Source organism: Hydrogenophaga sp. FW305-3-2-15-A-LB1 (assembly GCF_058787875.1).
Window position 1 is genome coordinate 18,215 of the sequence record NZ_JBYTAE010000015.1, and the last position, 23,236, is coordinate 41,450.

The 23,236-nt window shown below is 68.7% G+C and carries 17 protein-coding genes; 11 read left to right on the top strand and 6 right to left on the bottom strand.

Annotated elements, in window-relative coordinates; all coding sequences use genetic code 11:
- Window positions 1-313 precede the first annotated feature (313 nt).
- The 4 genes from def (at window position 314) to AC3WPZ_RS06480 (ending at window position 6,698) form a co-directional block, all read left to right on the top strand.
- Window positions 314-853: a peptide deformylase gene (gene def, locus AC3WPZ_RS06465; RefSeq protein ID WP_382324951.1), complete on the top strand. Its 540-nt coding sequence runs from the start codon at window positions 314-316 to the stop codon at window positions 851-853.
- A 121-nt stretch (window positions 854-974) separates the two neighbouring features.
- The gene (locus tag AC3WPZ_RS06470; protein WP_382326627.1) at window positions 975-2,405 is read left to right on the top strand and encodes an efflux transporter outer membrane subunit; all 1,431 of its coding nucleotides are present in this window, start codon (window positions 975-977) and stop codon (window positions 2,403-2,405) included.
- Window positions 2,402-3,523: an efflux RND transporter periplasmic adaptor subunit gene (locus AC3WPZ_RS06475; protein WP_382326629.1), complete on the top strand. Its 1,122-nt coding sequence runs from the start codon at window positions 2,402-2,404 to the stop codon at window positions 3,521-3,523. The genes AC3WPZ_RS06470 and AC3WPZ_RS06475 overlap by 4 nt, the downstream gene beginning before the upstream one ends.
- Before the next feature lie 10 nt (window positions 3,524-3,533).
- Window positions 3,534-6,698 (top strand): efflux RND transporter permease subunit, encoded by a 3,165-nt coding sequence (locus AC3WPZ_RS06480; protein ID WP_382324949.1) that lies wholly within the window; start codon window positions 3,534-3,536, stop codon window positions 6,696-6,698.
- A gap of 275 nt (window positions 6,699-6,973) precedes the next feature.
- Here AC3WPZ_RS06480 and AC3WPZ_RS06485 read toward each other — a convergent pair whose 3' ends face one another.
- Window positions 6,974-9,661: a [protein-PII] uridylyltransferase gene (locus AC3WPZ_RS06485; protein WP_444687477.1), complete on the bottom strand. Its 2,688-nt coding sequence runs from the start codon at window positions 9,659-9,661 to the stop codon at window positions 6,974-6,976.
- A 4-nt stretch (window positions 9,662-9,665) separates the two neighbouring features.
- Window positions 9,666-10,490, bottom strand: a complete 825-nt coding sequence (gene map / locus AC3WPZ_RS06490) for a type I methionyl aminopeptidase (protein ID WP_382157755.1) — start codon at window positions 10,488-10,490, stop codon at window positions 9,666-9,668.
- A 127-nt stretch (window positions 10,491-10,617) separates the two neighbouring features.
- Here map and purL point away from each other — a divergent pair, with 127 nt between their 5' ends.
- The 4 genes from purL to AC3WPZ_RS06510 are packed head-to-tail and all read left to right on the top strand — an operon-like array spanning window position 10,618 to window position 16,735.
- On the top strand, window positions 10,618-14,628 hold the full coding sequence (gene purL, locus AC3WPZ_RS06495; RefSeq protein WP_492438696.1) for a phosphoribosylformylglycinamidine synthase: 4,011 nt from the start codon (window positions 10,618-10,620) through the stop codon (window positions 14,626-14,628).
- A gap of 13 nt (window positions 14,629-14,641) precedes the next feature.
- Complete coding sequence (locus AC3WPZ_RS06500; protein WP_444686611.1) at window positions 14,642-14,914, top strand: DUF2164 domain-containing protein; 273 nt, start codon at window positions 14,642-14,644, stop codon at window positions 14,912-14,914.
- A gap of 3 nt (window positions 14,915-14,917) precedes the next feature.
- On the top strand, window positions 14,918-15,751 hold the full coding sequence (locus AC3WPZ_RS06505) for a phytanoyl-CoA dioxygenase family protein (protein WP_382324943.1): 834 nt from the start codon (window positions 14,918-14,920) through the stop codon (window positions 15,749-15,751).
- Window positions 15,752-15,763: 12 nt separating this feature from the next.
- The gene (locus AC3WPZ_RS06510) at window positions 15,764-16,735 is read left to right on the top strand and encodes a DUF808 domain-containing protein (protein ID WP_382326633.1); all 972 of its coding nucleotides are present in this window, start codon (window positions 15,764-15,766) and stop codon (window positions 16,733-16,735) included.
- 5 nt (window positions 16,736-16,740) lie between these two features.
- Here AC3WPZ_RS06510 and AC3WPZ_RS06515 read toward each other — a convergent pair whose 3' ends face one another.
- The gene (locus AC3WPZ_RS06515) at window positions 16,741-18,708 is read right to left on the bottom strand and encodes a peptidase U32 family protein (protein WP_444686610.1); all 1,968 of its coding nucleotides are present in this window, start codon (window positions 18,706-18,708) and stop codon (window positions 16,741-16,743) included.
- A 69-nt stretch (window positions 18,709-18,777) separates the two neighbouring features.
- Here AC3WPZ_RS06515 and AC3WPZ_RS06520 point away from each other — a divergent pair, with 69 nt between their 5' ends.
- Window positions 18,778-19,533 (top strand): alpha/beta fold hydrolase, encoded by a 756-nt coding sequence (locus AC3WPZ_RS06520; protein WP_382326637.1) that lies wholly within the window; start codon window positions 18,778-18,780, stop codon window positions 19,531-19,533.
- A gap of 55 nt (window positions 19,534-19,588) precedes the next feature.
- On the top strand, window positions 19,589-20,284 hold the full coding sequence (locus AC3WPZ_RS06525) for a heparan-alpha-glucosaminide N-acetyltransferase (protein ID WP_492438720.1): 696 nt from the start codon (window positions 19,589-19,591) through the stop codon (window positions 20,282-20,284).
- Between the two features lie 67 nt (window positions 20,285-20,351).
- Here AC3WPZ_RS06525 and AC3WPZ_RS06530 read toward each other — a convergent pair whose 3' ends face one another.
- From AC3WPZ_RS06530 to AC3WPZ_RS06540, 3 genes are all read right to left on the bottom strand, one after another.
- On the bottom strand, window positions 20,352-21,131 hold the full coding sequence (locus AC3WPZ_RS06530) for a peptidylprolyl isomerase (RefSeq protein WP_382324939.1): 780 nt from the start codon (window positions 21,129-21,131) through the stop codon (window positions 20,352-20,354).
- Window positions 21,132-21,231: 100 nt separating this feature from the next.
- Entirely contained in the window at window positions 21,232-21,510 is a 279-nt protein-coding gene (locus tag AC3WPZ_RS06535) for a BolA family protein (RefSeq protein WP_382324937.1), read from the bottom strand.
- 61 nt (window positions 21,511-21,571) lie between these two features.
- Window positions 21,572-22,120: a septation protein A gene (locus AC3WPZ_RS06540; protein ID WP_382324935.1), complete on the bottom strand. Its 549-nt coding sequence runs from the start codon at window positions 22,118-22,120 to the stop codon at window positions 21,572-21,574.
- A gap of 140 nt (window positions 22,121-22,260) precedes the next feature.
- Between AC3WPZ_RS06540 and AC3WPZ_RS06545 the strand changes: the two genes are divergently transcribed.
- On the top strand, window positions 22,261-23,220 hold the full coding sequence (locus tag AC3WPZ_RS06545) for a YcjF family protein (protein ID WP_382324934.1): 960 nt from the start codon (window positions 22,261-22,263) through the stop codon (window positions 23,218-23,220).
- Window positions 23,221-23,236 lie beyond the last annotated feature (16 nt).

Sequence of the window (23,236 nt, forward strand, 5' to 3'; positions counted from 1 at the left end):
TGCGAAATGGCTGACTCCCGCGACCAGTCTAGAGACTGTTGTTGCAATTCGCAGCAGGGTTTCCTTGCTCAGAAAGAGCGGCTCAATCTCGCTGCATCCGGACGGCATGGGGCCCTTTGACGAAGGGAAAGCTGTATTGCAACGGGAAATGCAAACTTTATTCAACAGGGCAATCTGTCTTTCATTTCAATTTCCATAGAATGATTTTCCAATTGGTCAAATTTGAACGAGCGGCAGAAATCCCAATGTCCCGCGACTTTTGACACGGCAGCGGCATCACCCATTCCCACTTCCAATTCCACATCGGAGCGACATGAGCATCCAGACCATCCTCAAAATGGGGGATCCGCGCCTGCTGCGGCACGCCCAGCCCGTCACCTCGTTCGACACCCCCGAGCTGCACCAGCTCGTGGTCGACCTGCAGGACACCATGGCCGCGGCCCACGGCGCCGGCCTGGCCGCGCCGCAGATCGGGGTTGATCTGCAGGTGGCGCTGTTCGGCAGCGGCCTGCCCAACCCCCGCTACCCCGATGCGCCGCCGGTGCCGCGCACGGTGCTGATCAACCCCGTGATCACGCCGCTGGGGGACGAAGAGGAGGAAGACTGGGAAGGTTGCCTGTCGGTGCCGGGCATGCGTGGCGTGGTGCCGCGCTGGCGGCGCATCCGCTACCAGGGCTTTGACGTGCAGGGCCGTTCGATCGACCGCGAAGCCGAAGGCTTTCACGCCCGCGTGGTGCAGCACGAATGCGACCACCTCTGGGGCACGCTGTACCCGATGCGGGTGCGCGACTTCCGCCGCTTCGGCTTCACCGAGGTGCTGTTCCCCGGTCTGGCGGCCGCCGAAGACGACTGAAAAACCGCCTCCAAACGGCTGTTACAAACCGCGCCGCAGTTGAAACGTATTGAAATATCCAGTCAGCGAAATCGACTAGAGTCAGTCCCCGGCATAACAACCGAACAGGGACTCCCTTTCCATGAAGCGAATGCTTGTCGTGGCGGCCAGCGCGGCCGTACTGAGCGCCTGCAGCGTGACCAAGCCGCCCGCCACTGTGCCGGTGGACTTGCCGTCCACCTGGTACGCACCGCCGCTGGCACACCAGGGCAGCACCGAACAGCTCACCGCCTGGTGGAGCCGGTTCGATGACCCGGTGCTGACCGACTGGGTGGCGCGCGCGCAGGCCCAAAGCCCTTCCGCCGCATCGGCACGCGCACAGGTGTTCGCCGCCCGCGCGGCACGCCTGGGTGTGGAGGCCGAGACCGGCCCGCAGCTCAACGCGGTGGCCAACGCCAGCCGCGGCCGCACCGATCCGACCCAGCCGCTGGGCACCTCGTTGAATGCCGGCCTGCAGGCCTCATGGGCGATCGACCTGTGGGGCGGCAACGAGGCCCGCCGGGGCAGCGCCGAGGCGCAACAGGAAGCGGCCGGCGCCGGCTGGCACCAGGCCCGCGTGCTGGTGGCCTCGGAACTCGCGCAGCTGTACTTCGCCCAGCGCCTGTGCCGCGAGCAACTGGCGGTGGCCGCGCGCGACCGCGACTCGCGCGCCGTGACAGCCGAGAACAACGCGGTCTCCGAACGCGCCGGCCTCACGGCGCCGGCCGTGGCCGCGCTGGCGCGCGCCAGCGGTGCCGAGGGCTCCGCGCGCTTCCGGCAACAGGACGAAGTCTGCGAGCGCCAGGTGAAGTCGCTCACCGCGCTCACCGGCGTGCCCGAGCCCGACGTGCGGCAGCGGCTGACCGCCGCGCCCGACCTGCAGGCACTGCTGCAATCCCCGCGCATGGACCAGTTGCTGTCGGTGAACGCCGTGCCGGCCGAGGTGATCCGCCAGCGCCCCGACGTGTACCGCGCCCAGCGCGACCTCGTGGCGGCGAGCGAAGATGTGGGCGTGGCCCGCGCCGCCTTGCTGCCCAGCCTGTCGCTCTCGGGCAGCCTGCTGCGCAACCGCTTTTCGGGCGGCGGCACCGAGGGCACCTTCAACACCTGGTCGGTCGGCCCGCTCACGCTGAGCATGCCGCTGCTCGGGCGCGATGCCCTGCGCGCCAACACCGACAGCGCCCAGGCGCGCTACGAAGCCGCCGCCATCGCCTACGCCGGCACCTTGCGCCAGGCCGTGGCCGAGGTGGAGCAGGCGCTGGTGAGCATCTCCAGCCTGCGCGAGCGCGTGGCCTCCACCGACACCGCCGTGGCCGGCTACGGCCAGTCCTTCCAGGCCACCGAGGCGCGCTACCGCGTGGGCCTGGCCAGCCTGAACGAGCTGGAAGAGGCGCGCCGCCTCAAGCTCGCGGCCGACAGCAGCGCCGTGGCCCTGCAGCAGGAACGCATCAACGCCTGGATCCAGTTGTACGTCGCCCTCGGTGGCGGCTTCGACCCCGTGAACAACCCCGACGCTCTCAAAGACCCATCATGAACGCCGTTCCTCCGCAATCGCGCAAACGCTGGCTCTGGCTGGCCATCGCCCTGGCCGTCGTCCTTCTGGGCGTGTTCTGGGTCTTCATCAAGAAGCCGGGCAACGCCGACGCGCCCACGCCCGCCGCCGAAGCTGCGCCAAGGCCCTCGCTCACCGTCACCGTGGCCAAGCCCACGCGCGGCAACCTGCCGATCCGCCTGCAGGCCAACGGCAACATCACGGCCTGGCAGGAAGCCAGCGTGGGTGCCGAGGTCAACGGCCTGCGCCTGGCCTCGGTGAACGTGAACGTGGGCGACGTGGTGCGCAAGGGCCAGGTGCTGGCCGTGTTCGCCAACGAAACCACCAAGGCCGACAGCCTGCAGAGCCAGGCCAGCCTGGCGCAGGCCGAGGCCAGCTTCGAGAACGCCAAGGCCGACGCCGACCGCGCGCGCTCGATCCAGGACACCGGTGCGCTGTCGAAATCGCAGGTGGCGCAGTACCTCACGCAGGAACGGGTGGCCCGCGCGCAGTTCGAGGCCGCCAAGGCCGCCTTCGGCGCGACCGAGGTGCGACTGGGCAACACGCGCGTGCTCGCGCCCGACGACGGCGTGATCTCCGCGCGCACCGCCACCGTGGGTGCGGTGGTGGGCGCCGGTCAGGAGCTGTTCCGCATGGTGCGCCAGAGCCGCATGGAATGGCGCGGCGAGGTCACGCCCAACGAGGTGGGCCGCATCCGCGTCGGCCAGAAGGTGCAGGTCACGGGGGCCACCGGCCTGGAGATCAACGGCCAGGTGCGCGCCATCGCGCCCAGCGCCGACCCGCAGACGCGCAACATCCTGGTCTTCGTGGACCTGCCGCGCCACGCCGAACTCAAGGCCGGCACCTTCGCCAAGGGCAGCTTCGACCTCGGGCAGAGCGAGGCGCTCACCGTGCCCAGCCAGGCCATCGTGGTGCGCGACGGCAGCAACTACGTGTTCGTGGTCGACGCGCAGAGCAAGGCCAACCAGCGCAAGGTGCAGACCGGGCGGCGGGTGGAGGAGCGCGTCGAGGTGCTCGAAGGCCTCAAGGCGGACGAGGCGGTGGCGGTGCAGGGTGCGGGCTTCCTGAACGAAGCCGACCTGGTCAAGGTCGTTCAGTGAGGGCGCGGCCATGAACGTCTCCGCCTGGTCCATCAAGAACCCCATCCCGGCGGCGATGCTGTTCGTCATGCTCACGCTGGCGGGCCTGTTCTCCTTCAAGCAGATGAAGGTGCAGAACTTCCCCGACCTGGACCTGCCCACCATCACCGTGGTGGCGGCGCTGCCGGGCGCCTCGCCCAACCAGCTCGAAAACGACGTCGCCCGCATCATCGAAAACAGCCTGGCCTCGCTGCAGGGCCTCAAGCACATCTACACCAAGGTGCAGGACGGCACGGTCTCGCTCACGGTCGAGTTCCGCATCGAGAAGAACACCCAGGAAGCGCTGGACGACGTGCGCTCGGCGGTGGCCAAGGTGCGCAGCGAGCTGCCCACCGACCTGCGCGATCCCATCGTCAACAAGGTGGAGCTGGCCGGCGGCGCGGTGCTGGCCTACACGGTGTCCTCCGACAAGATGGACGCCGAGGCCCTGTCCTGGTTCGTTGACAACGACGTGTCCAAGCAGCTGCTGTCGGTGACCGGCGTGGGCGCTGTCAGCCGCGTCGGTGGCGTGGACCGCGAGGTGCAGGTGCTGCTCGACCCGCTCAAGCTGCAGTCGCTGGGCACCACCGCCACCGACGTGTCGCGCCAGCTGGCGCGCGTGCAGATCGAGAGCGCGGGCGGCCGGGTGGATTTGGGCGGCAGCCAGCAGCCGCTGCGCACCTTGTCGCAACTGGCCTCGGCCGAGGCGCTGTCGAAGATGGAAATCGCGCTCAGCGATGGCCGCCGCATCCGCCTGGACCAGATCGCCGAGGTGCGCGACACCGTGGCCGAACCGACCGCCGCCGCCTTCCTGGACGGCAAGCCGGTGGTGGGCTTCGAGGTCGCGCGCAGCCGGGGCGCGAGCGAGATCGAGGTGGGCGACGGGGTGCGCGCGCGCCTCAAGGACCTGCAGACGGCGCGGCCCGACCTGAAGATCACCGAATCGTTCGACTTCGTGACGCCGGTGAAAGAAGAGTTCGACGCCTCCATGACGCTGCTCTACGAGGGCGCCTTGCTCGCCGTGCTGGTGGTGTGGCTCTTCCTGCGCGACATCCGCGCCACCATCGTCTCGGCCGTGGCCCTGCCGCTGTCGGCCATCCCGGCCTTCATCGGCATGTACTACATGGGCTTCACCATCAACGTGGTGACGCTGCTGGCGCTCTCGCTGGTGATCGGCATTCTGGTGGACGACGCCATCGTGGAGGTGGAGAACATCGTGCGCCACATGCGCATGGGCAAGTCACCGTACCAGGCCGCGATGGAGGCGGCCGACGAGATCGGCCTGGCGGTGATCGCCACCACCTTCACCCTGATCGCGGTGTTCCTGCCCACGGCCTTCATGGCGGGCATTCCGGGCAAGTTCTTCAAGCAGTTCGGCTGGACCGCCGCGCTCGCGGTGTTCGCCTCGCTGGTGGTGGCGCGCGCGCTCACGCCGATGATGGCGGCCTACATCCTCAAGCCCTTCGTGTCCCGGGAGATGCCGCGCTGGGCGGCGTCCAACCCCGTCACCGCCGCGGCCTGGCGCTGGGTCAACAACCAGGAGGAGCCCGGCTGGCTCAACACCTACCAGAACTGGGCGCGCTGGTGCATCCGCCACCGCTGGATCACCAGCATCGGCGCGGGCCTGTTCTTCGTCGGCTCGCTGCTGCTGATCCCGCTGCTGCCGCAGGGCTTCATCCCGCCCGACGACAACTCGCAGACCCAGGTGTTCCTGGAGCTGTCTCCCGGCGCGACGCTGGAACAGACCATCGCCACGGCCGAGCGCGCGCGGGTGCTGGTGGCGGCGGTGCCGCACGTGCGCTCGGTCTACACCACCATCGGCTCGGGCACGGCCGGCACCGACCCGTTCGCGCCGCAGGGCGCGGCCGAGTCGCGCAAGGCCGCGCTGACCATCCAGCTCGACCCGCGCGGCGAACGGCCGCGCAAGCAGGGCATTGAAAACCAGCTGCGCGAGGCGATGTCGAACCTGCCGGGCGTGCGCAGCAAGGTGGGCCTGGGCGGCTCGGGCGAGAAATACATCCTCACGCTCACCGGCAGCGATGCCCATGCGCTGAGCACCGCGGCGCGCGCCATCGAGCGCGACCTGCGCACCATCCAGGGGGTGGGCAGCATCCAGTCCACGGCCGCGCTGGTGCGCACGGAAATCATCGTCACGCCCGACCTCGCGCGCGCCGCCGAACTCGGCGTCACGAGCTCGGCCATCGCCGAAACGCTGCGCATCGCCACCGTGGGCGACTACGACAACGCCTTGCCCAAGATGAACCTGCCCGAGCGGCAGATCCCCATCGTGGTCAAGCTGGACGTGGGCGCGCGGCACGACCTCGAGGTGCTCAACCGCCTCGCGGTGCCCGGCAGCAAGGGCCCGGTGATGCTGGGGCAGGTGGCCCAGCTCGACTTCGGCGGCGGGCCGGCGGTGATCGACCGCTACGACCGCGCGCGCAACATCAACTTCGAGGTGGAGCTCGCGGGCATCGCGCTGGGCGACATGAAGATGGCGGTGGAAAAGCTGCCCAGCCTGCGCAACCTGCCACCGGGAGTGTCGGTGCTGGAGATCGGCGACGCGGAAGTGCAGGGCGAGCTGTTCGCCAGCTTCGGCCTGGCGATGCTGACCGGCGTGTTGTGCATCTACATCGTGCTGGTGCTGCTGTTCAAGGCGTTCCTGCACCCGGTGACCATCCTGGCGGCGCTGCCGTTGTCGCTGGGTGGGGCTTTCGTGGCGCTTCTGCTGGCGAACAAGAGTTTTTCCATGCCTTCGCTGATCGGTCTGATCATGCTGATGGGGGTGGCGACGAAGAACTCGATCCTGCTGGTGGAGTACGCGATCGAGGCGCGGCGCGAGCACGGGTTGAGCCGGCTCGACGCGATCCTGGACGCCTGCCACAAGCGGGCCCGGCCGATCGTGATGACGACCATTGCCATGGGCGCGGGCATGTTGCCGATCGCGATTGGCTGGGGCGCGGCCGATGGCAGCTTCCGTTCACCGATGGCGGTGGCGGTGATCGGCGGCCTGATCACCTCGACCTTCCTGAGCTTGTTGGTGATTCCGGCGGTGTTCACCATCGTGGACGATGTGTCGCTGTGGTTCGCTGGCTTGTTCCGGCGCAAGCCGGCGGCCGATGGGCATGACCCTGTGGAGACGGGGACCCTTCGCGCCTAGTCCGTTGGAGGATCAGGGGGACGGCGGTGCGCTCAGCTCCGCGAATGTCCCCCGAGTCGGCTTCGCCGCCTCTCCTCCTTTACTTCGCTGCGCTGAACGCACCGCCGTCCCCCTGATCCTGCCGACGGGTTGGCCCATGGTCGGTGGTGTGCCAAGAGCACTTCCAAGCCCGCGAGGGTGGGTGTTCTGCGCAGCGGGGTAAAGGAGGAGGCGGCACCAGCCGCCGGGGGACACCCGCGGAGCAGGGCACCCGCCCTCGCGGGCCGCCAACCAAGTCAGCCCTCAAGCGTCTCCAGAAGCTCCGTCTCGATCTCGATCTGCCGCTTGTTCATCTGCAACTGCGCGCCACTGATCAGGAAGGTATCTTCCACCCGTTCCCCCAGGGTGGTCACCTTGGCGAGCTGCACGTTGATGTCGTAGCGCGCCAGCACCCGCGTGATGCCATAAAGCAGCCCAGCGCGGTCACTCGCCGAGACCGACAGCAGCCAGCGCTGCGCCTTCTCGTCCGGCCGCAGATCCACCCGCGGCGTGATCGGAAAACTCTTCACACGGCGCGAAAGCCGGCCCTTGGTCGGCGCGGGCAAGGGGCCGCGTTCGTCGATCGTCTGCGCCAGGTTGTTCTCCACCATCGCGATCAGCTCGCGGTAGTGCTCCGACATCGTCGGTGCCACCACCTGGAAGGTGTCCAGCGCATGGCCGGTCAGCGTGGTGTGCACGCGCGCGTCCAGGATGCTGAAGTGCGAACTGTCGAAATAACCGCAGATGCGCACGAACAAATCGGGCTGGTCGGGCGCATACACCAGCACCTGCAGGCCCTCACCCTCGGGCGAGATGCGCGCGCGCACGATGCACTTGTCAATCGGCTTCTCGGCCCCTTCTTCCAGCTTGGCCGCGGGCTTGGCCGCCGCCTGCGCGATCTGGCGAGAGAGCACCCGCGTGTGCCACGCGATCTCGTCGGCCTGGTGGCGCATGAAGTAGCTCACGTCCAGCGTGTCCCACAGCGCCTTGTGCGCCTGGTGGGGCAGGGCGTGCAAGGCCAGCATGGACAGCGCCTCGCGCTTGCGGCCTTCGATCACCGCCCCGGGGTCGGGCGCCCGGCCACCCAGCGCGCGCAAGGTGTAGCGGTACAGGTCTTCGAGCAGCTTGCCCTTCCAGGCGTTCCACACCTTGGGGCTGGTGCCCCGGATGTCGGCCACCGTGAGCAGGTACAGCGCCGTGAGGTAACGCTCGTTGCCCACGCGCCCGGCGAAGGCGGCGATCACGTCGGGGTCGCTCAGATCCTCCTTCTGCGCCATGCGGCTCATGGTGAGGTGCTCGGCCACCAGGTACTGGATCAGCTTCGTGTCTTCGCGGTCGATGCCGTGCTGGTGGCAGAAGGTGCGCACGTCGCGCGCGCCCAGGTCGGAATGGTCACCGCCCCGGCCTTTGGCAATGTCGTGGAACAGCGCCGCCACGTAGAGGATCCAGGGCTTGTCCCAGCCGGCCGCGAGCTGCGAGCAGAACGGGTACTCGTGCGAGTGCTCGGCGATGAAGAAGCGGCGCACGTTGCGCAGCACCATCAGGATGTGCTGGTCCACCGTGTAGACGTGGAACAGGTCGTGCTGCATCTGCCCCACGATGTGACGGAACACCCAGAGGTAGCGCCCGAGCACGGAAGTCTGGTTCATCAGCCGCATGGCGTGCGTGATGCCCTCGGGCTCCTTCAGGATCTGCAGGAACTGCGCGCGGTTGACCGGGTCGGCGCGAAAGCGCGCGTTCATCACCGGGCGGGCGTTGTACAGCGCGCGCAGGGTGCGCGCCGACAGGCCCTTGATGCCCACGGTGGTCTGGTAGAGGTGGAAGGTTTCCAGGATGGCGTGCGGCTGCTGCACGTACAGGTTGTCGCTCGCCACCTCGAGCATGCCGCCCTTGTCGAAGAAACGTTCGTTGAGCGGGCGCAGGCGGTCCACGCCGGCCACGTCACTCTGCAGCCGCTCCTGGATGTTGAGCAGCAGGATCTGGTTCAGCTGGGTCACGGCCTTGGCCGCCCAGTAGTAGCGCTTCATCAGCGCCTCGCTGGCGCGGCGCGTGCCCTTGGCGCTGCTGGCCATGCCGGCCGGCACCTGGGCCTTGAAGCCGAAGGACTCGGCCACGGCGTTCTGCAGGTCGAACACCAGCCGGTCTTCGCGGCGGTGGGCCAGCAGGTGCAGGCGCGCGCGGATCAGGCTCAGCAGGGCCTCGTTGGCCTTGATCTGCCGCGCCTCCAGGGGCGTGGCCAGGCCCTTGCGGGCCAGTTCGTCCCAGCTGCGGCCCAGGCCGGCGGCCTTGGCCACCCACAGGATGATCTGCAGGTCGCGCAGGCCACCGGGCGACTCCTTGCAGTTGGGCTCCAGGGAGTAGGGCGTGTTCTCGAACTTGGTGTGGCGCTGGCGCATTTCCAGCGTCTTGGCCACGAAGAAGGCCTTGGGGTCCATGGCCTCGGCCAGCTGGTTCACCAGGGTGGAAAAGGCGTTCTTGCTGCCCGCGATGAGCCGGCATTCGAGCAGCGAGGTCTGCACCGTCACGTCTTTCGCCGCCTCGTCCACGCAGTCGGCGATGGTGCGCACGCTGGAGCCGATCTCCAGGCCCAGGTCCCAGCAGGCGCCGATGAAGCCTTCCAGGCGGGCCTTGAGCGCGGCGTCGTCGTCGGGCCGGCTGCCGTCGGGCAGCAGCACCAGCACGTCCACGTCGGAATGGGGAAACAACTCGCCGCGCCCGAAACCGCCCACGGCGATGAGCGAGAAACCGGGCCCGAAGCCCGCCAGGGACCACAGCTCGCGCAGGGTCTGGTCGGTCAGGCGGGAGAGTTGCTGCAGCGCCTTGCGCACGCCCCGGGTGGACGAGCCCTGCACGCCCAGCTGGTCGAGCAGGGCGGCCTTGTCCGTGCGGTATTGCTGCCGCAGGGTGCCGAGGTCGGGCGCGGCGGGCACCGGCGCGGGCGCCATGGCCTCAGGCAAGGGCGGGCGCCGGTGTCACGAAGGCGGGCGCGGGCAGGCTGCCGGCCGACAGGGTGAGCACCTCGTAGCCGGTCTCGGTGACCAGCACGGTGTGTTCCCACTGGGCCGAGAGCGAGCGGTCGCGCGTGACGATGGTCCAGCCGTCGCCCATTTCCTTGATGTCGCGCTTGCCGGCGTTGATCATGGGCTCGATGGTGAAGGTCATGCCGGGCTTGAGCTCGTCCAGCGTGCCGGGGCGGCCGTAGTGCAGCACCTGCGGGTCTTCGTGGAAGCGCTGGCCGATGCCGTGGCCGCAGAACTCGCGCACCACCGAGAAACCGTTGCCCTCGGCAAAGGTCTGGATCGCGTGGCCGATGTCGCCCAGGCGGATGCCGGGGCGCACCATCACGATGCCCTTCCACATCGCCTCGTAGGTCACCTGGCAGAGCCGGCGCGCCTGCACCGAGCAGGCGGCCTCGCCGCCGATCAGGAACATGCGGCTGTTGTCGCCGAACCAGCCGTCCTTGATCACCGTCACGTCGACGTTGAGGATGTCGCCCTTCTTGAGCGGTTTTTCGTTCGGGATGCCGTGGCAGACCACGTGGTTGATGGACGTGCACAGGTGGCCCGGGTAGGGCGGGTAGCCGCTGGGCTGGTAGCCGATGGTGGCCGAGACGGTGCCCTGCTGCTTCATGTACTCGGCCGCCAGGCGGTCGATTTCCAGCGTGGTGATGCCCGGCTGGATCAGCGGCGTGAGGTAGTCCAGCACTTCGGACGCCAGGCGGCAGGCCGTGCGCATGCCCGCGATGCCGGCTTCGTCTTTGTAGGTGATGCTCATGGGGTGCGATTATCCCATCTGACCCCGTCTGGAGGGCCCTCGGCAAGGCAAGGCCATGGGGGCGGCCGGGTAAAATTCCGGGTTTTCCACCTGCCGCCGGCGGGTCAACGCACCTCAGGCTCCCAACGTGTCCCTGCACCTGCGCTTTTTTGAAGGCGGCAACGCCGTCAGCGACTTCAAAGTCCAGCAGCTCCTGCCCCGCCTCGCGGGCATTTCCGACAAGATCAACGGCCTTTCGGCCCGCTTCGTGCACCTGGCGAGCTTCGACGGCGAGCCCGACGCGGCCACGCTGCAGCGCGTGGGCGAGCTGCTGACCTACGGCGAACCTGGCACCCCGGCGCACGCCCAGCTGGAAACGGCCGGCGCGCCGGCCCTGCTGGTGATGCCGCGCCTGGGGACGGTCTCGCCCTGGGCCTCCAAGGCGACCGACATCGCCCACAACTGCGGGCTGAGCCTGCACCGGGTGGAGCGCCTGGTCGAGTACCGGGTCGGCCTCAAGTCCGGCCTGCTGGGCAAGAAGGCCAGCCTGTCCGAAGAGCAGCTGCGCGCCGTGGCCGACCTGCTGCACGACCGCATGACGGAAAACGTCTCGCTCGACCGCAGCCAGGCCCAGGCCCTGTTCACCGAGCTGCACCCCGCGCCCATGGAGCAGGTGGACGTGCTCGGCGGTGGTCGCACCGCGCTGGAGCGCGCCAACGCCGACTGGGGCCTGGCCCTGGCCGACGACGAGATCGACTACCTCGTCAACGCCTTCAACGGCCTCAATCGCAACCCGACCGACGTCGAACTGATGATGTTCGCGCAGGCCAACAGCGAGCACTGCCGCCACAAGATCTTCAACGCGCAGTTCACCATCGACGGCGTGGCGCAGGACAAGAGCCTGTTCGGCATGATCCGCCACACCCACCAGCAGGCGCCGCAGCACACCGTGGTGGCCTACTCGGACAACGCCTCCATCATGGAAGGCAGCGTGGTCGAGCGTTTCGTGGCCCGCGCCGGCGGCGACGTCTCGCCGGCCTACGCCGCCGAAACCGCCACGCACCACGTGCTGATGAAGGTGGAGACCCACAACCACCCGACCGCCATTTCCCCGTTCCCGGGCGCCTCCACCGGCGCGGGCGGCGAAATCCGCGACGAGGGCGCCACCGGCCGGGGTTCCAAGCCCAAGGCCGGCCTGACCGGCTTCACCGTTGGCAAGCTCTGGGGCGGCCTCTCCGACCAGCCGGGCGGCAAGCCCGAGCACATCGCCAGCCCGCTGCAGATCATGACCGAGGGCCCCCTGGGCGGCGCGGCCTTCAACAACGAGTTCGGCCGGCCCAACCTGCTGGGCTACTTCCGCGAGTACGAGCTGGCGGTGGACGGCGTGCAGCGCGGCTACCACAAGCCCATCATGATCGCCGGCGGTGTCGGCGTGATCGACGCCATCCAGACGAAGAAGATCGAATTCCCGGCCGGCTCGCTGCTCATCCAGCTCGGCGGCCCGGGCATGAAGATCGGCATGGGCGGCAGCGCGGCCAGTTCCATGGCCACCGGCACCAACGCCGCCTCGCTGGACTTCGACTCCGTGCAGCGCGGCAACCCCGAGATCGAGCGCCGCGCGCAGGAGGTCATCAACCACTGCTGGCAGCAGGGCGAGAACAACCCCATCCTGGCGATCCACGACGTGGGCGCGGGCGGCCTCTCCAACGCCTTCCCCGAACTCACCAACGACGCCGGCCGGGGCGCGCGCTTCGACCTGCGTGCCGTGCCGCTGGAAGAAAGCGGCCTGGCGCCCAAGGAAATCTGGTGCAACGAGAGCCAGGAGCGCTACGTGCTGGCGATCGCTCCCGAATCGCTGGCCACGTTCCAGGCCTTCTGCGAGCGCGAGCGCTGCCCGTTCGCCGTGATCGGTGTGGCGACCGAAGAGCGCCAGCTGGTGCTGGCCGATGAGGGCGCGCCGAGCCCTGTGGACATGCCGATGAACGTGCTGCTGGGCAAACCGCCCAAGATGCACCGCGACGTGAAAAGCGTGGCGCGCCAGGCGGCCCCGCTGGCGCTCACCGGTGTGAACCTGCAGCAGGCCGTGATCGACGTGCTCAGCCACCCGACTGTGGCCTCCAAGCGTTTCCTCATCACCATCGGCGACCGCACCGTGGGCGGCCTGTCGCACCGCGACCAGATGGTCGGCCCCTGGCAGGTGCCGGTGGCGGACTGCGCCGTGACGCTGGCCGACTACAAGGGCTTCGCGGGCGAGGCCATGAGCATGGGCGAGCGCACGCCGCTGGCCGCGCTCGACGCCGCCGCGTCGGGCCGCATGGCGGTGGCCGAGGCCATCACCAACCTGCTGGCCGCGCCCATCGAGCTGCCGCGCGTGAAGCTCTCCGCCAACTGGATGGCCGCCTGCGGCGAACCGGGCGAAGACGCCGCGCTGTACGAGACCGTCAAGGCCGTGGGCCTGGAACTCTGCCCGGCGCTGGGCATTTCCATCCCGGTGGGCAAGGACAGCCTGTCCATGCGCACCCAATGGAGCGAAGGCGGCGAGACGAAGAAAGTGACTTCGCCGGTCAGCCTGATCGTGAGCGCCTTCGCCACGCTGGCCGACGTGCGCGGCACGCTCACGCCGCAACTCAACAATGCGCTCGAAGACACCACGCTGGTGCTGATCGACCTCGGCAAGGGCCGCCACCGCATGGGCGGCAGCGTGCTGGCCCAGGTGCTGGGGCAGGGCGGGGGCGAGGTGCCCGACCTGGACGACGCCCAGGACCTGGTGAGCCTGGTCAACGCGGTGAACGCGCTGCGGGCCCAGGGCCAGATCCTGGCCTACCACGACCGCAGCGACGGGGGCCTGCTGGCGGCGGCCGCCGAAATGGCCTTCGCCGGCCACGTGGGCGTGGCGCTCAACGTGGACCTGCTCGTGACCGAAGGCGATGGCATCAGCGACAGCCGCGCCGAGATGGGCGACGCCAAGAACTGGGCCGGCCAGGTCAGCGCGCGCCGCGAGGAACTCACGCTCAAGGCCTTGTTCAGCGAAGAGCTGGGCGTGCTGCTGCAGGTGCGCACCGAGGACCGCAACGCCGTGATGCAGACCCTGCGCGAGCACGGCCTGTCCAAACACAGCCACTTCGTCGGCAAGACCCGCCCGGCCTCGTCCACCATGGACGCCGGCAAGGGCCAGCTGCAGGTCTGGCGCGACACCAAGGCCGTGTTCTCGGCCAGCCTGTTCGACCTGCAACAGGTCTGGGACAGCGTGAGCTGGAAGATCAACCAGCAGCGCGACAACCCGGCGGGCGCCGATGCCGAACACGCGGCCGCCGGCCGGCCCGACGACGCCGGCCTGCACACGAAGCTGACGTTCGACGCCACCGACAACGTGGCCGCGCCGTACCTCAACCTGGCCCGGCCCAAGGTCGCGATCCTGCGCGAGCAGGGCGTGAACTCGCACGTGGAGATGGCCTACGCCTTCACCCAGGCCGATTTCGAGGCCTTCGACGTGCACATGACCGACCTGCAGACCGGCCGTGCGAAGCTGGCCGACTTCAAGGGCGTGGTGGCCTGCGGCGGCTTCAGCTACGGCGACACGCTGGGCGCGGGCATCGGCTGGGCGCGCAGCATCACCTTCAACCCCGGTCTGTCCGAGCAGTTCCAGGCCTTCTTCGGCCGCGACGACACCTTCGGCCTGGGCGTGTGCAATGGCTGCCAGATGTTCGCCGAGCTGGCCGACATCATTCCCGGTGCCGAGGCCTGGCCGCGCTTCACCACCAACCAGAGCGAGCGCTTCGAGGCGCGCCTGTCCCTGGTGGAGGTGCTGGACTCGCCCAGCCTGTTCCTGCAGGGCATGGCCGGCAGCCGCCTGCCCATCGCGGTGGCGCATGGCGAGGGTTACGCCAACTTCCGCCACCGGGGCGACGCCAGCAAGGCCATCGCCGCGATGCGCTTCACCGACCACGGCGGCGCGGCCACCGAGGCCTACCCGTTCAACCCCAACGGCAGCCCGGGCGGCCTGACGGCGGTGACCACGGCCGACGGCCGCTTCACGGCCATGATGCCGCACCCCGAGCGCGTGTTCCGCAACATCCAGATGAGCTGGACCGACCAGGACCCGGCCGCTTTCAGCGCCTGGATGCGCCTGTGGCGCAACGCGCGCAAGTGGGTCGGCTGACCGGACGCATCCCATGGCCATCGAACTGCCCAAAGCCACCCGCGACGAGGCGATCGCCTCGATCCAGCGTTACTTCGACGCGAACATGGACGAGCGCATCGGCAACATCGCCGCCGGTGGCCTGCTGGGCTTTTTCCTGGAGGAGATCGCGCCCGCGGTTTACAACCAGGCCGTGGCCGATGTGCAGGAACGCCTGCAGGCGCGCGTGGCGGAGCTCGACATCGAAGTGCACGAGGACGCTTTCACCTACTGGCGCAAGCGGGAGAAACCCGCCAAGGGGAGATGACGCATGGCCCGAGAACTCTTTCTGCCTGAGGGCACCGCCACCGATTTCGCCACCGACGGCGCCGTGGTGCTGCGCGGGGTGTTCAATGCCGACGAACTGGCCCTGCTCGAACGCGGCATCGAGCACAACCTGGCGCATCTGAGCCCGCTGGCGCTGGTGGCGAGCGAACCCGACGACCCGGGCCGTTTCGTCGAGGACTTCTGCACCTGGCAGGACAACCCGTCGTACCAGCGCATCCTGCGCGATTCGGCCCTGCCGCACATCGCCACCCAGCTCATGCACAGCCGCACGGCCCGGATCTACCACGATCATTTGCTGGTCAAGGAGCCTGGCACGCGCCAGCCCACGCCCTGGCACCAGGACCAGCCGTACTACAACGTCAGTGGCCGCCAGAACGTGAGCTTCTGGATTCCCGTGGACCCGGTGCCGCTGGCCAGCACGCTGCGTTTCGTGGCCGGCTCGCATGCCGGCACCTGGTACATGCCGCGCACCTTCCGCGACCAGCAGGCCCGCTGGTTCCCCGAAGGCACGCTGGCCGAGCTGCCGGCCATCGACGCCGAGCCCGACCGTTTCCGCCAGTTGGCCTGGGCACTCGAGCCCGGCGACTGCGTGGCCTTCCACATGCTCGCGCTGCACGCCTCCAGCGGCGTGGGCCCGGGGCAGCGCCGTCGCGTGTTCTCGGCCCGCTACCTGGGCGAAGACGCGCGCCATGCACCCCGGCCCTGGCGCACCTCGCCGCCGTTTCCCGGCCTGGCCGAGCGCATGGCCGATGGCGCCGAGCTCGACGATCCCCTGTTTCCGCCCGTCTGGCCCTCCCACGACAACACCCACTCCTGAAAGGGCCGCCCCATGGCCGGAACCAGCCTGCTCGCGCTGATCGACGACATCGCCACCATCCTCGACGATGTGGCCCTGATGACCAAGGTGGCGGCGCGCAAGAGCGCGGCCGTGGCGGACGACGTGGCCGCCATGACCCAGCTGGCGGCCAAGAAGACCGCCGGCGTGCTGGGCGACGACCTCGCGCTCAACGCCCAGCAGGTCACCGGCGTGAAGGCCGACCGCGAGCTGCCCGTGGTCTGGGCCGTGGCCAAGGGCTCGCTCCTCAACAAGGCCATCCTGGTGCCCAGCGCGCTGGTCATCAGCGTGATCGCCCCCTGGGCCATCACGCCGCTGCTGATGCTCGGCGGCCTGTTCCTATGCTTCGAGGGCGCCGAGAAGCTGTGGCACGCCTTCGGCCCGCACCAGGCGGAAGACGCGGCGAACCGCGAAGCGCTGGTGGAGGCCGCGGCCAACGAAAGCGTCGATCTGGTGGCGTTCGAGCAGCAGAAGATCAAGGGCGCGGTGCGCACCGACTTCATCCTGTCGGCCGAGATCATCGTGATCACCCTGGGCACGGTGGCCGCCGTCGGCATGGGCCAGCGCATCGCCGTGCTGGTGGGCATCTCGCTGATCATGACCATCGGCGTCTACGGCCTGGTGGCGGGCATCGTCAAGCTCGACGACCTGGGCCTGCACCTCAACCAGCAGGCCGCGGCCTGGAAACAGTCCCTGGGCCGCGGCATCCTCGCGGCCGCGCCCTGGCTGATGAAAACGCTGTCGGTGGTCGGCACCGCCGCCATGTTCCTGGTCGGCGGTGGCATCCTGGTGCATGGCATCCCAGCGCTGGGCCATGGCATCGAGGCCTTCGCCGCCACGCTGGGCTGGATCGGCTCGCTCGCTTCCAGCCTGGCGGGCGCGCTCGCGGGCCTGGTCGCCGGTGGGGTGGTGCTGGCCCTGGTGAGCCTGGGCAAGCGCCTGCGCGGCGGCGCGAAGACCGCCTGAGTGCCTCAGGCGGTCGTGGCAGGCCGCGTGCGGTAGAACTTCAGCGGGCTGGCCGGCACGGCCTGCATCACGGCGGGCTTGATGCGCCCGACCACGTGCATCTCGCAGGGCTTGCAGTCGAAGCGCAGCGTGAGTTTCTCGCTGCCGTGCGTGATGCTCATGGGCTCGGCGCGGATCGTGCCCTGCACACCGGTGACGCCCTTGGCCTGCTTGGGGCACAGGCTGAGCGAGAAGCGCACGCAGTGTTTGGTGATCATCAGGCTCACTTCGCCTTCTTCCTCGTGGCTCTCGTAGGCCGAGGCGATCACCTTCACGCCGTGTTTCGCGTAGAAGTCGCGCGCCTTGTGGTTGAACACGTTGGCCAGGTAGGTCAGGGTGTCTTCCGGGTAGCTCACCGGTGGCTCCACCCGGGTGGCGCGGGGCAGGCGCTGCCAGGCCGAGGCGCGCGCGGCTTCCAGCGCGGCGATGGCGTCGCGCCGCAGCGGGTTGAGCAGCGAGGCCGGCACGAACCAGGGTTGCGAGAGCTGCAGCGACACGTCGATCGGCTCGAACACCGTCTCACCCAGGCGAGAGAGCCCTTCGCGCAGCCGGGCCTCGGCCTGGGCGGCGTCCTTGGCCGGCTCCAGCGCGCCGGGCAGGGTGGCGGCGGCGCAGTGGCCGTCCTCGTCGGTGGCGGTGAGCGTCAGGCCCTCGGCCGTGTCGTCCAGCCGCAGCCAGACGCCGATGCGGCGGTCGGCCGATTTTTTCTCCAGCGTGCGCACCCAGTCCACGTCCCGGTTGCGGTTGACCACCGTGCCGCGCTTGAGGTGGCGCAGGCCGTCCATCGCGTCCTTGGGGAACACGCGCCACTGGCCCGGCGTGCCCGTGGGTTCGGCGCGGTTGATCTGCAGGCCCACCAGTTCCTTGTGCAGGTCGAGGTAACACAGGCCGTCGCCGTTGTGCACCACGGTGGCCGGGTCGTCGGTTTCGATCTCGACGAAGTTGGGCCCGACCTTGCTCACCCAGCCGATGGGCCGGCCCGGGTTCTTGGGCGTGTCGAAGGCACCGATGTCCTCCTGGCGGCCCTGCACGAAATAGTCGGTGAACTCGCGGTTGAAGTTCTGGCCGGGGTCGGGGGTGAAGCTGAAGCTGCAGCGGCCGCTCGAGGCCCGGCCCAGCTCGGGCCGCTCGTCCAGGATCTGATCGAACAGGCGGCGGTAGTGCGCCGTGATGTTCTTGACGTAGCCCATGTCCTTGTAGCGGCCTTCGATCTTGAAGCTGCGCGCGCCCACGTCGATGAGCTCGCGCAGGTTGTCGCTCTGGTTGTTGTCCTTCATCGAGAGCACGTGCTTGTCGTGCGCGACGATGCGGCCCTGGCTGTCTTTCACCTCGTAGGGCAGGCGGCAGGCCTGCGAGCAGTCGCCGCGGTTGGCGCTGCGCCCGGTGTGGGCATGGCTCACGTAGCACTGGCCGCTGTACGCCACACACAGCGCGCCGTGGATGAAGAACTCGATCTGGCAGCGCTCGGCATCCAGCACGTCACGGATCGCGGCGATCTGCGGCAGCGTGAGTTCCCGCGCCAGCACCAGCTTGGACAGGCCCGCGTCCTGCAGGAAACGCGCCTTCTCGGGCGTGCGGATGTCGGTCTGCGTGCTCGCGTGCAGCTGGATCGGGGGCAGGTCGATCTCCAGCAGGCCCATGTCCTGCACGATCAGCGCGTCCACGCCCGCGTCGTACAGCTGCCAGGCCAGCTTGCGCGCGCCCTCCAGCTCGTCGTCGCGCAGGATGGTGTTCATGGTCACGTAGACGCGGCTGCCGAAGCGGTGCGCGTGCCGGGCCACGCGCGCGATGTCCTGCACGCGGTTGTCGGCGCTGGTGCGCGCGCCGAACGAGGGCCCGCCGATGTAGATCGCATCGGCGCCGTGGTTCACCGCCTCGATGCCGATCTCGGCGTCGCGGGCGGGGGAGAGCAGTTCAATCTGGTGGGGCAGCATGGCGGTCGGTCGTGGAGCGGGCAGAATCGGGCCAGGAAAAACAGCCCGATATTGTCCAGGAGAACGTCCATGTCCCCAAGCCCCGACACCCCAAAAACCGCTGTCGTGCTGGTCCACGGGGCCTGGCACGGCGCCTGGTGCTGGCGCCGCGTGCTGCCGCTGCTGCGCGGCGCGGGCGTGGAGGCGCACGCCGTCACCCTCACCGGCGTGGGCGAACGCGCCCACCTGCTCAGCCTGGCCGTGGACCTGCATACCCACATCCAGGACGTGTTCGGCCTGGTCGAGGCCGAGGAACTGCAGCGCATCGTGCTGGTGGGCCACAGCTACGCGGGCGTGGTGGTCACCGGCGTCGCCGACCGCCTGCAGCGCGAGCGCCCCGGCTGCCTGGCGCACCTGGTCTACCTGGACGCGGCCGTGCCGTATCCCGGCGACAGCTGGAGCAGCCACCATTCGGCCGAAACCAAACAGGCCCGCGCCGATGCCGCGAAACCCAGCGGCGGCCTGAGCTTTCCGCCGCCCGACGCCAAGCTGTTCGGGCTGGAGGGTTCAGACCGCGATTGGGTGAACCGCCGCCAGACCCCCCAGCCTTACCGGCTCTACCAGCAACCGCTGGATTTTGACGCCGCGCTCGTGAATGCCGTGCCCCGCACCTTCATCGACTGCACCTCGCCCGCGCTGGCCACCATCGCTCCCGCGCGCGAGCGCGTGCGCCGCGAACCCGGCTGGCAGGTGCTGGAGTTGGCCACCGGGCACGACCCGATGGTGAGCGAACCGCAGGCCCTGGCCGAGATGCTGCTGGGCATCCACCGCGCTTCCGCCGCCTGAAAGCACCGCCGTGGCACAGCGCCTGGACCGCATCGACCTGCTGCGCGCGGCGGCCATGCTGTGGATGACCGCGTTCCATTTCTGCTTCGACCTGGATTTCTTCGGCTTCATCAACGAAGACTTCTACCGCGACCCGGTCTGGACCGGGCAACGCACCGCCATCGTCAGCCTGTTCCTGTTCACCGCCGGCCTGTCCCAGGCCGTGGCCCTGCACCAGGGGCAGACCTGGGCGCGCTTCTGGCGGCGCTGGCTGCAGGTGGCCGGGGCGGCGCTGCTTGTCACGGCGGGCTCGGTGGCCATGTTCCCGAACAGCTTCATCTACTTCGGCGTGCTGCACGGCATCGCGGCCATGCTGATCATCGTGCGGCTCACGGCGGGGTGGGGCGCCTGGCTGTGGTGGCTGGGCGCGCTGGTCATCGCGTTCAAGTTCGCGGCGCCACACGCCATCGCCACCTGGCCGGCGCTGGACGTGCTCAACACCCCGGCCCTCAACTGGCTGGGCCTGATCAACCGCAAGCCGATCACCGAAGACTATGTGCCGCTGGCGCCCTGGCTGGGCGTGATGTGGTGGGGCATGGCGGCCGGCCAGTGGGCCCTGTGGCACCGGCCGCACTGGCTGGGCACGGCCGACGCGGCGGCCACCGGTGTGCGAAGGGGCCTGGTGACGCTGGGGCGCTGGAGCCTGTCTTATTACCTGCTGCACCAGCCGGTGCTGCTGGGCCTGATCTGGGTCGCCGCCCAGATGCGCTGAGCGGACGAGCGCCGGGCACAAAAAAGCGCGGACCGGCCGCGCTTTTTCGTGTAAGAGGCGAAACGCTTTACTGGATCTTGGCCTTTTCGCGCAGCGTCTTCTGGAACTCGGCCAGCTTCTGTTGCTGCATCTGCTGCTCGATCTGCGGCTTGATGTCCTCCAGCTTGGGCAGTTCGGCGGTGCGCACGTCGTCCACGCGGATGATGTGCCAGCCGAACTGCGTCTTCACCGGCTCCTGCGTCAGCTGGCCCTTTTCGAGCTTGACCATGGCTTCGGAGAACTCCGGCACGTAGCTGGCCGCGGCCGCCCAGTCCAGGTCACCCCCGTTGGCGCCGGATCCCGGGTCCTTCGACTGCTTCTTGGCGATCTCTTCGAACTTGCCGCCCTTCTTGAGGCTGGCGATGATGGCCTTGGCTTCGTCTTCCTTCTCCACCAGGATGTGGCGCGCGCGGTATTCCTTGCCGCCGTTGGCCGCCACGAACTTGTCGTACTCGGCCTTGACGTCGACGTCGGTCACCGGGTTCTTCTTCTGGTAGTCGGTGAAGAGGGCTCGGATCATGATGGTCTGGCGCGCCAGTTCCATCTGGTTCTTGTATTCCTCGGTGGCGGCGATGCCGCGCTTCTGCGCTTCCTGCATGAAGACCTCGCGCAGCACCACTTCTTCCTTGAGCTGGGCGCGCACGTTGTCGTCCACCGGGCGGCCGGAGGCGGCGATCTGCTGCTCCAGCACCGTCAGGCGCGCCGTGGGAACGGGCTTGCCGTTGACGATGGCCACGTTCTGGGCCAGGGCCCAGGGCGCTGCCGTGATGAGGGCAGCCGCGGTGAGGGCCGTCAGGGAGAATTTCATGGTGTTCCTCGGGATAAAAGGGGGTTGGAGCCGCCGCCAGGGGCAGGGTTTCAGCAATCAGGTATCAGAACGTAGCGGCTGAATGGGGTGTGGTCGGCCTTCAGGCCTTGATTTCGATGGCCAGGGCATGCAGCCCCGCCTCGGTGAATTTTTGCAGCGCATCATACACAAGGCGGTGCTGCGCCACCCGCGTGCGGCCAACGAACGCGGGCCCGCCGATGCGCACACGGAAATGCGTGCCATAGCCCAGGCCATTGGCGCCCGCATGGCCGGCGTGGGCCGCGCTTTCGTCCAGCACTTCGAGCACGGTGGGGGTGAGGGCTTCGCGCAGGCGCGCCTCGATCGCGGCGGCGGTGGGGACCACGGCGGTGTCGCTCATTGGAGTACCTCCACCCTGCGGGCTGCGGTGCGAGCCCCCTTCGGAGCGGCCGGGCGGGAGCTCATGGCTTCTTCTCCACGGCGTCGTCGTCCTTGAGGTAACGCGCGATGTACAGGCCCTGGCCCACGATGAAGACCACCGGGAACACATAGCCCCAGAGCTTGAAGTTCACCCAGTCTTCGGTCGAGTAGTAGGCCGCCACATAGGCGTTGATGCCCGCCATGAACAGGAAGTAGCCGACCCAGGCCACGGTGAGCCGGGCCCACACGTTCGTGGGGAGGTTGAGCTGGCTGCCCAGCAGGATCTGCAGGAAATTCTTCTTCCAGATCCACAGGGCGGCCGCCAGCACGATGGCCATGCTCGCGTACAGCACGGTGGGCTTCCATTTGATGAAGCGCTCGTCCTGAAGGAACAGCGTGAGCGCACCGAACACCAGCACCAGCACCAGCGTGACCTTGTGCAGGGTCTGCAGCTTGCGGTCGAGCGCGTAGATGAGGGCGGTCTGGACCAGGGTGGCGGCCATCAGCACACCGGTGGCGGTGTAGATGTCGGCCATCTTGTAGGCCACGACGAAAAGGCCGATGGGGAAAAAATCGATGAGAAAACGCATGCGGCGATTATCGGGCTTGGATATGACGCATCCTTAAGCGGGGCTTTGGGCGCGGCGGCCGAGCGGAACTTGCGGCCCGGCAGAGGCTCTCTATCGTGTCCCCGGTCCCGATTCACCCTTTCTCCAGGAGCCTCGCGCGCATGACCCCACAGGAACAGCAGTCCATCCTCTCCATCGCCTTGCTGGCCGCGTTCGCCGACGGCAACAAAGCCGACGCCGAGCGCGAAGCGATCCGGCGCATGGCCGAATCGCTGCCGCACGAATCGGGCGGCACCGTGCTGGTGCGCCTGTACCAGGACGTGCTGCTCAAGCGCGTGTCGCTGGCCGATGCGGTGGCCGGCCTGCCGGACGCCGGGCAACGGCAGCTCGCCTACGAAATGGCGGTCTGTGTGTGCGACGCCGACGGACGGCAAAGCCCGGCCGAGGCGGCTTTCCTGAGCGATCTCAAGGCCCGCCTGAAGCTGGACGCGGGCGAGGCCGCCGCCTTCGAGCGCGAGGCGGATGCCGTCCTGGACGCGGCGGAGAAGGCGGTGCCGGTCGCCGTGCCCGTGGCGCCCCCGGTGGTCGCCGCCAGCGTGGCGCCGGGCGTGGACCTCGACAAGTCCATCCTGAACTACGCGCTGCTCAACGGCGCGCTGGAGCTGCTGCCGCAGTCCTGGGCCTCGATGGCCATCATCCCGCTGCAGGTGAAGATGGTCTACGCGATCGGCAAGGCGCACGGCGTGGAGCTGGACCAGGGCCACATCCGCGAGTTCATCGCGGCGGTGGGCGTGGGCCTGACCTCGCAGTACCTGGAGCAGTTCGGCCGCAAGCTGCTCGGCGGCCTGCTCGGCAAGGCCGCCGGGCGCACCGTGGGCCGCCTGGGCGGCGCGGCCACCGGCATGGCGTTTTCGTTCGCCACCACCTACGCGCTGGGCCAGGTGGCCCGGCGCTACTACGCGGGCGGGCGTGTGATGAGCACCGAGCTGCTCAAGCAGAGCTTCCAGGACCTGCTGGGCCCGGCCAAGCAGATGCAGGCGCAGTACCTGCCGCAGATCCAGCAAAAAGCCGCGACCCTGGATGCAGGTCAGGTGATGCAGATGGTGCGCGGCGGGGTATAGACGAGAAGCACCCCTG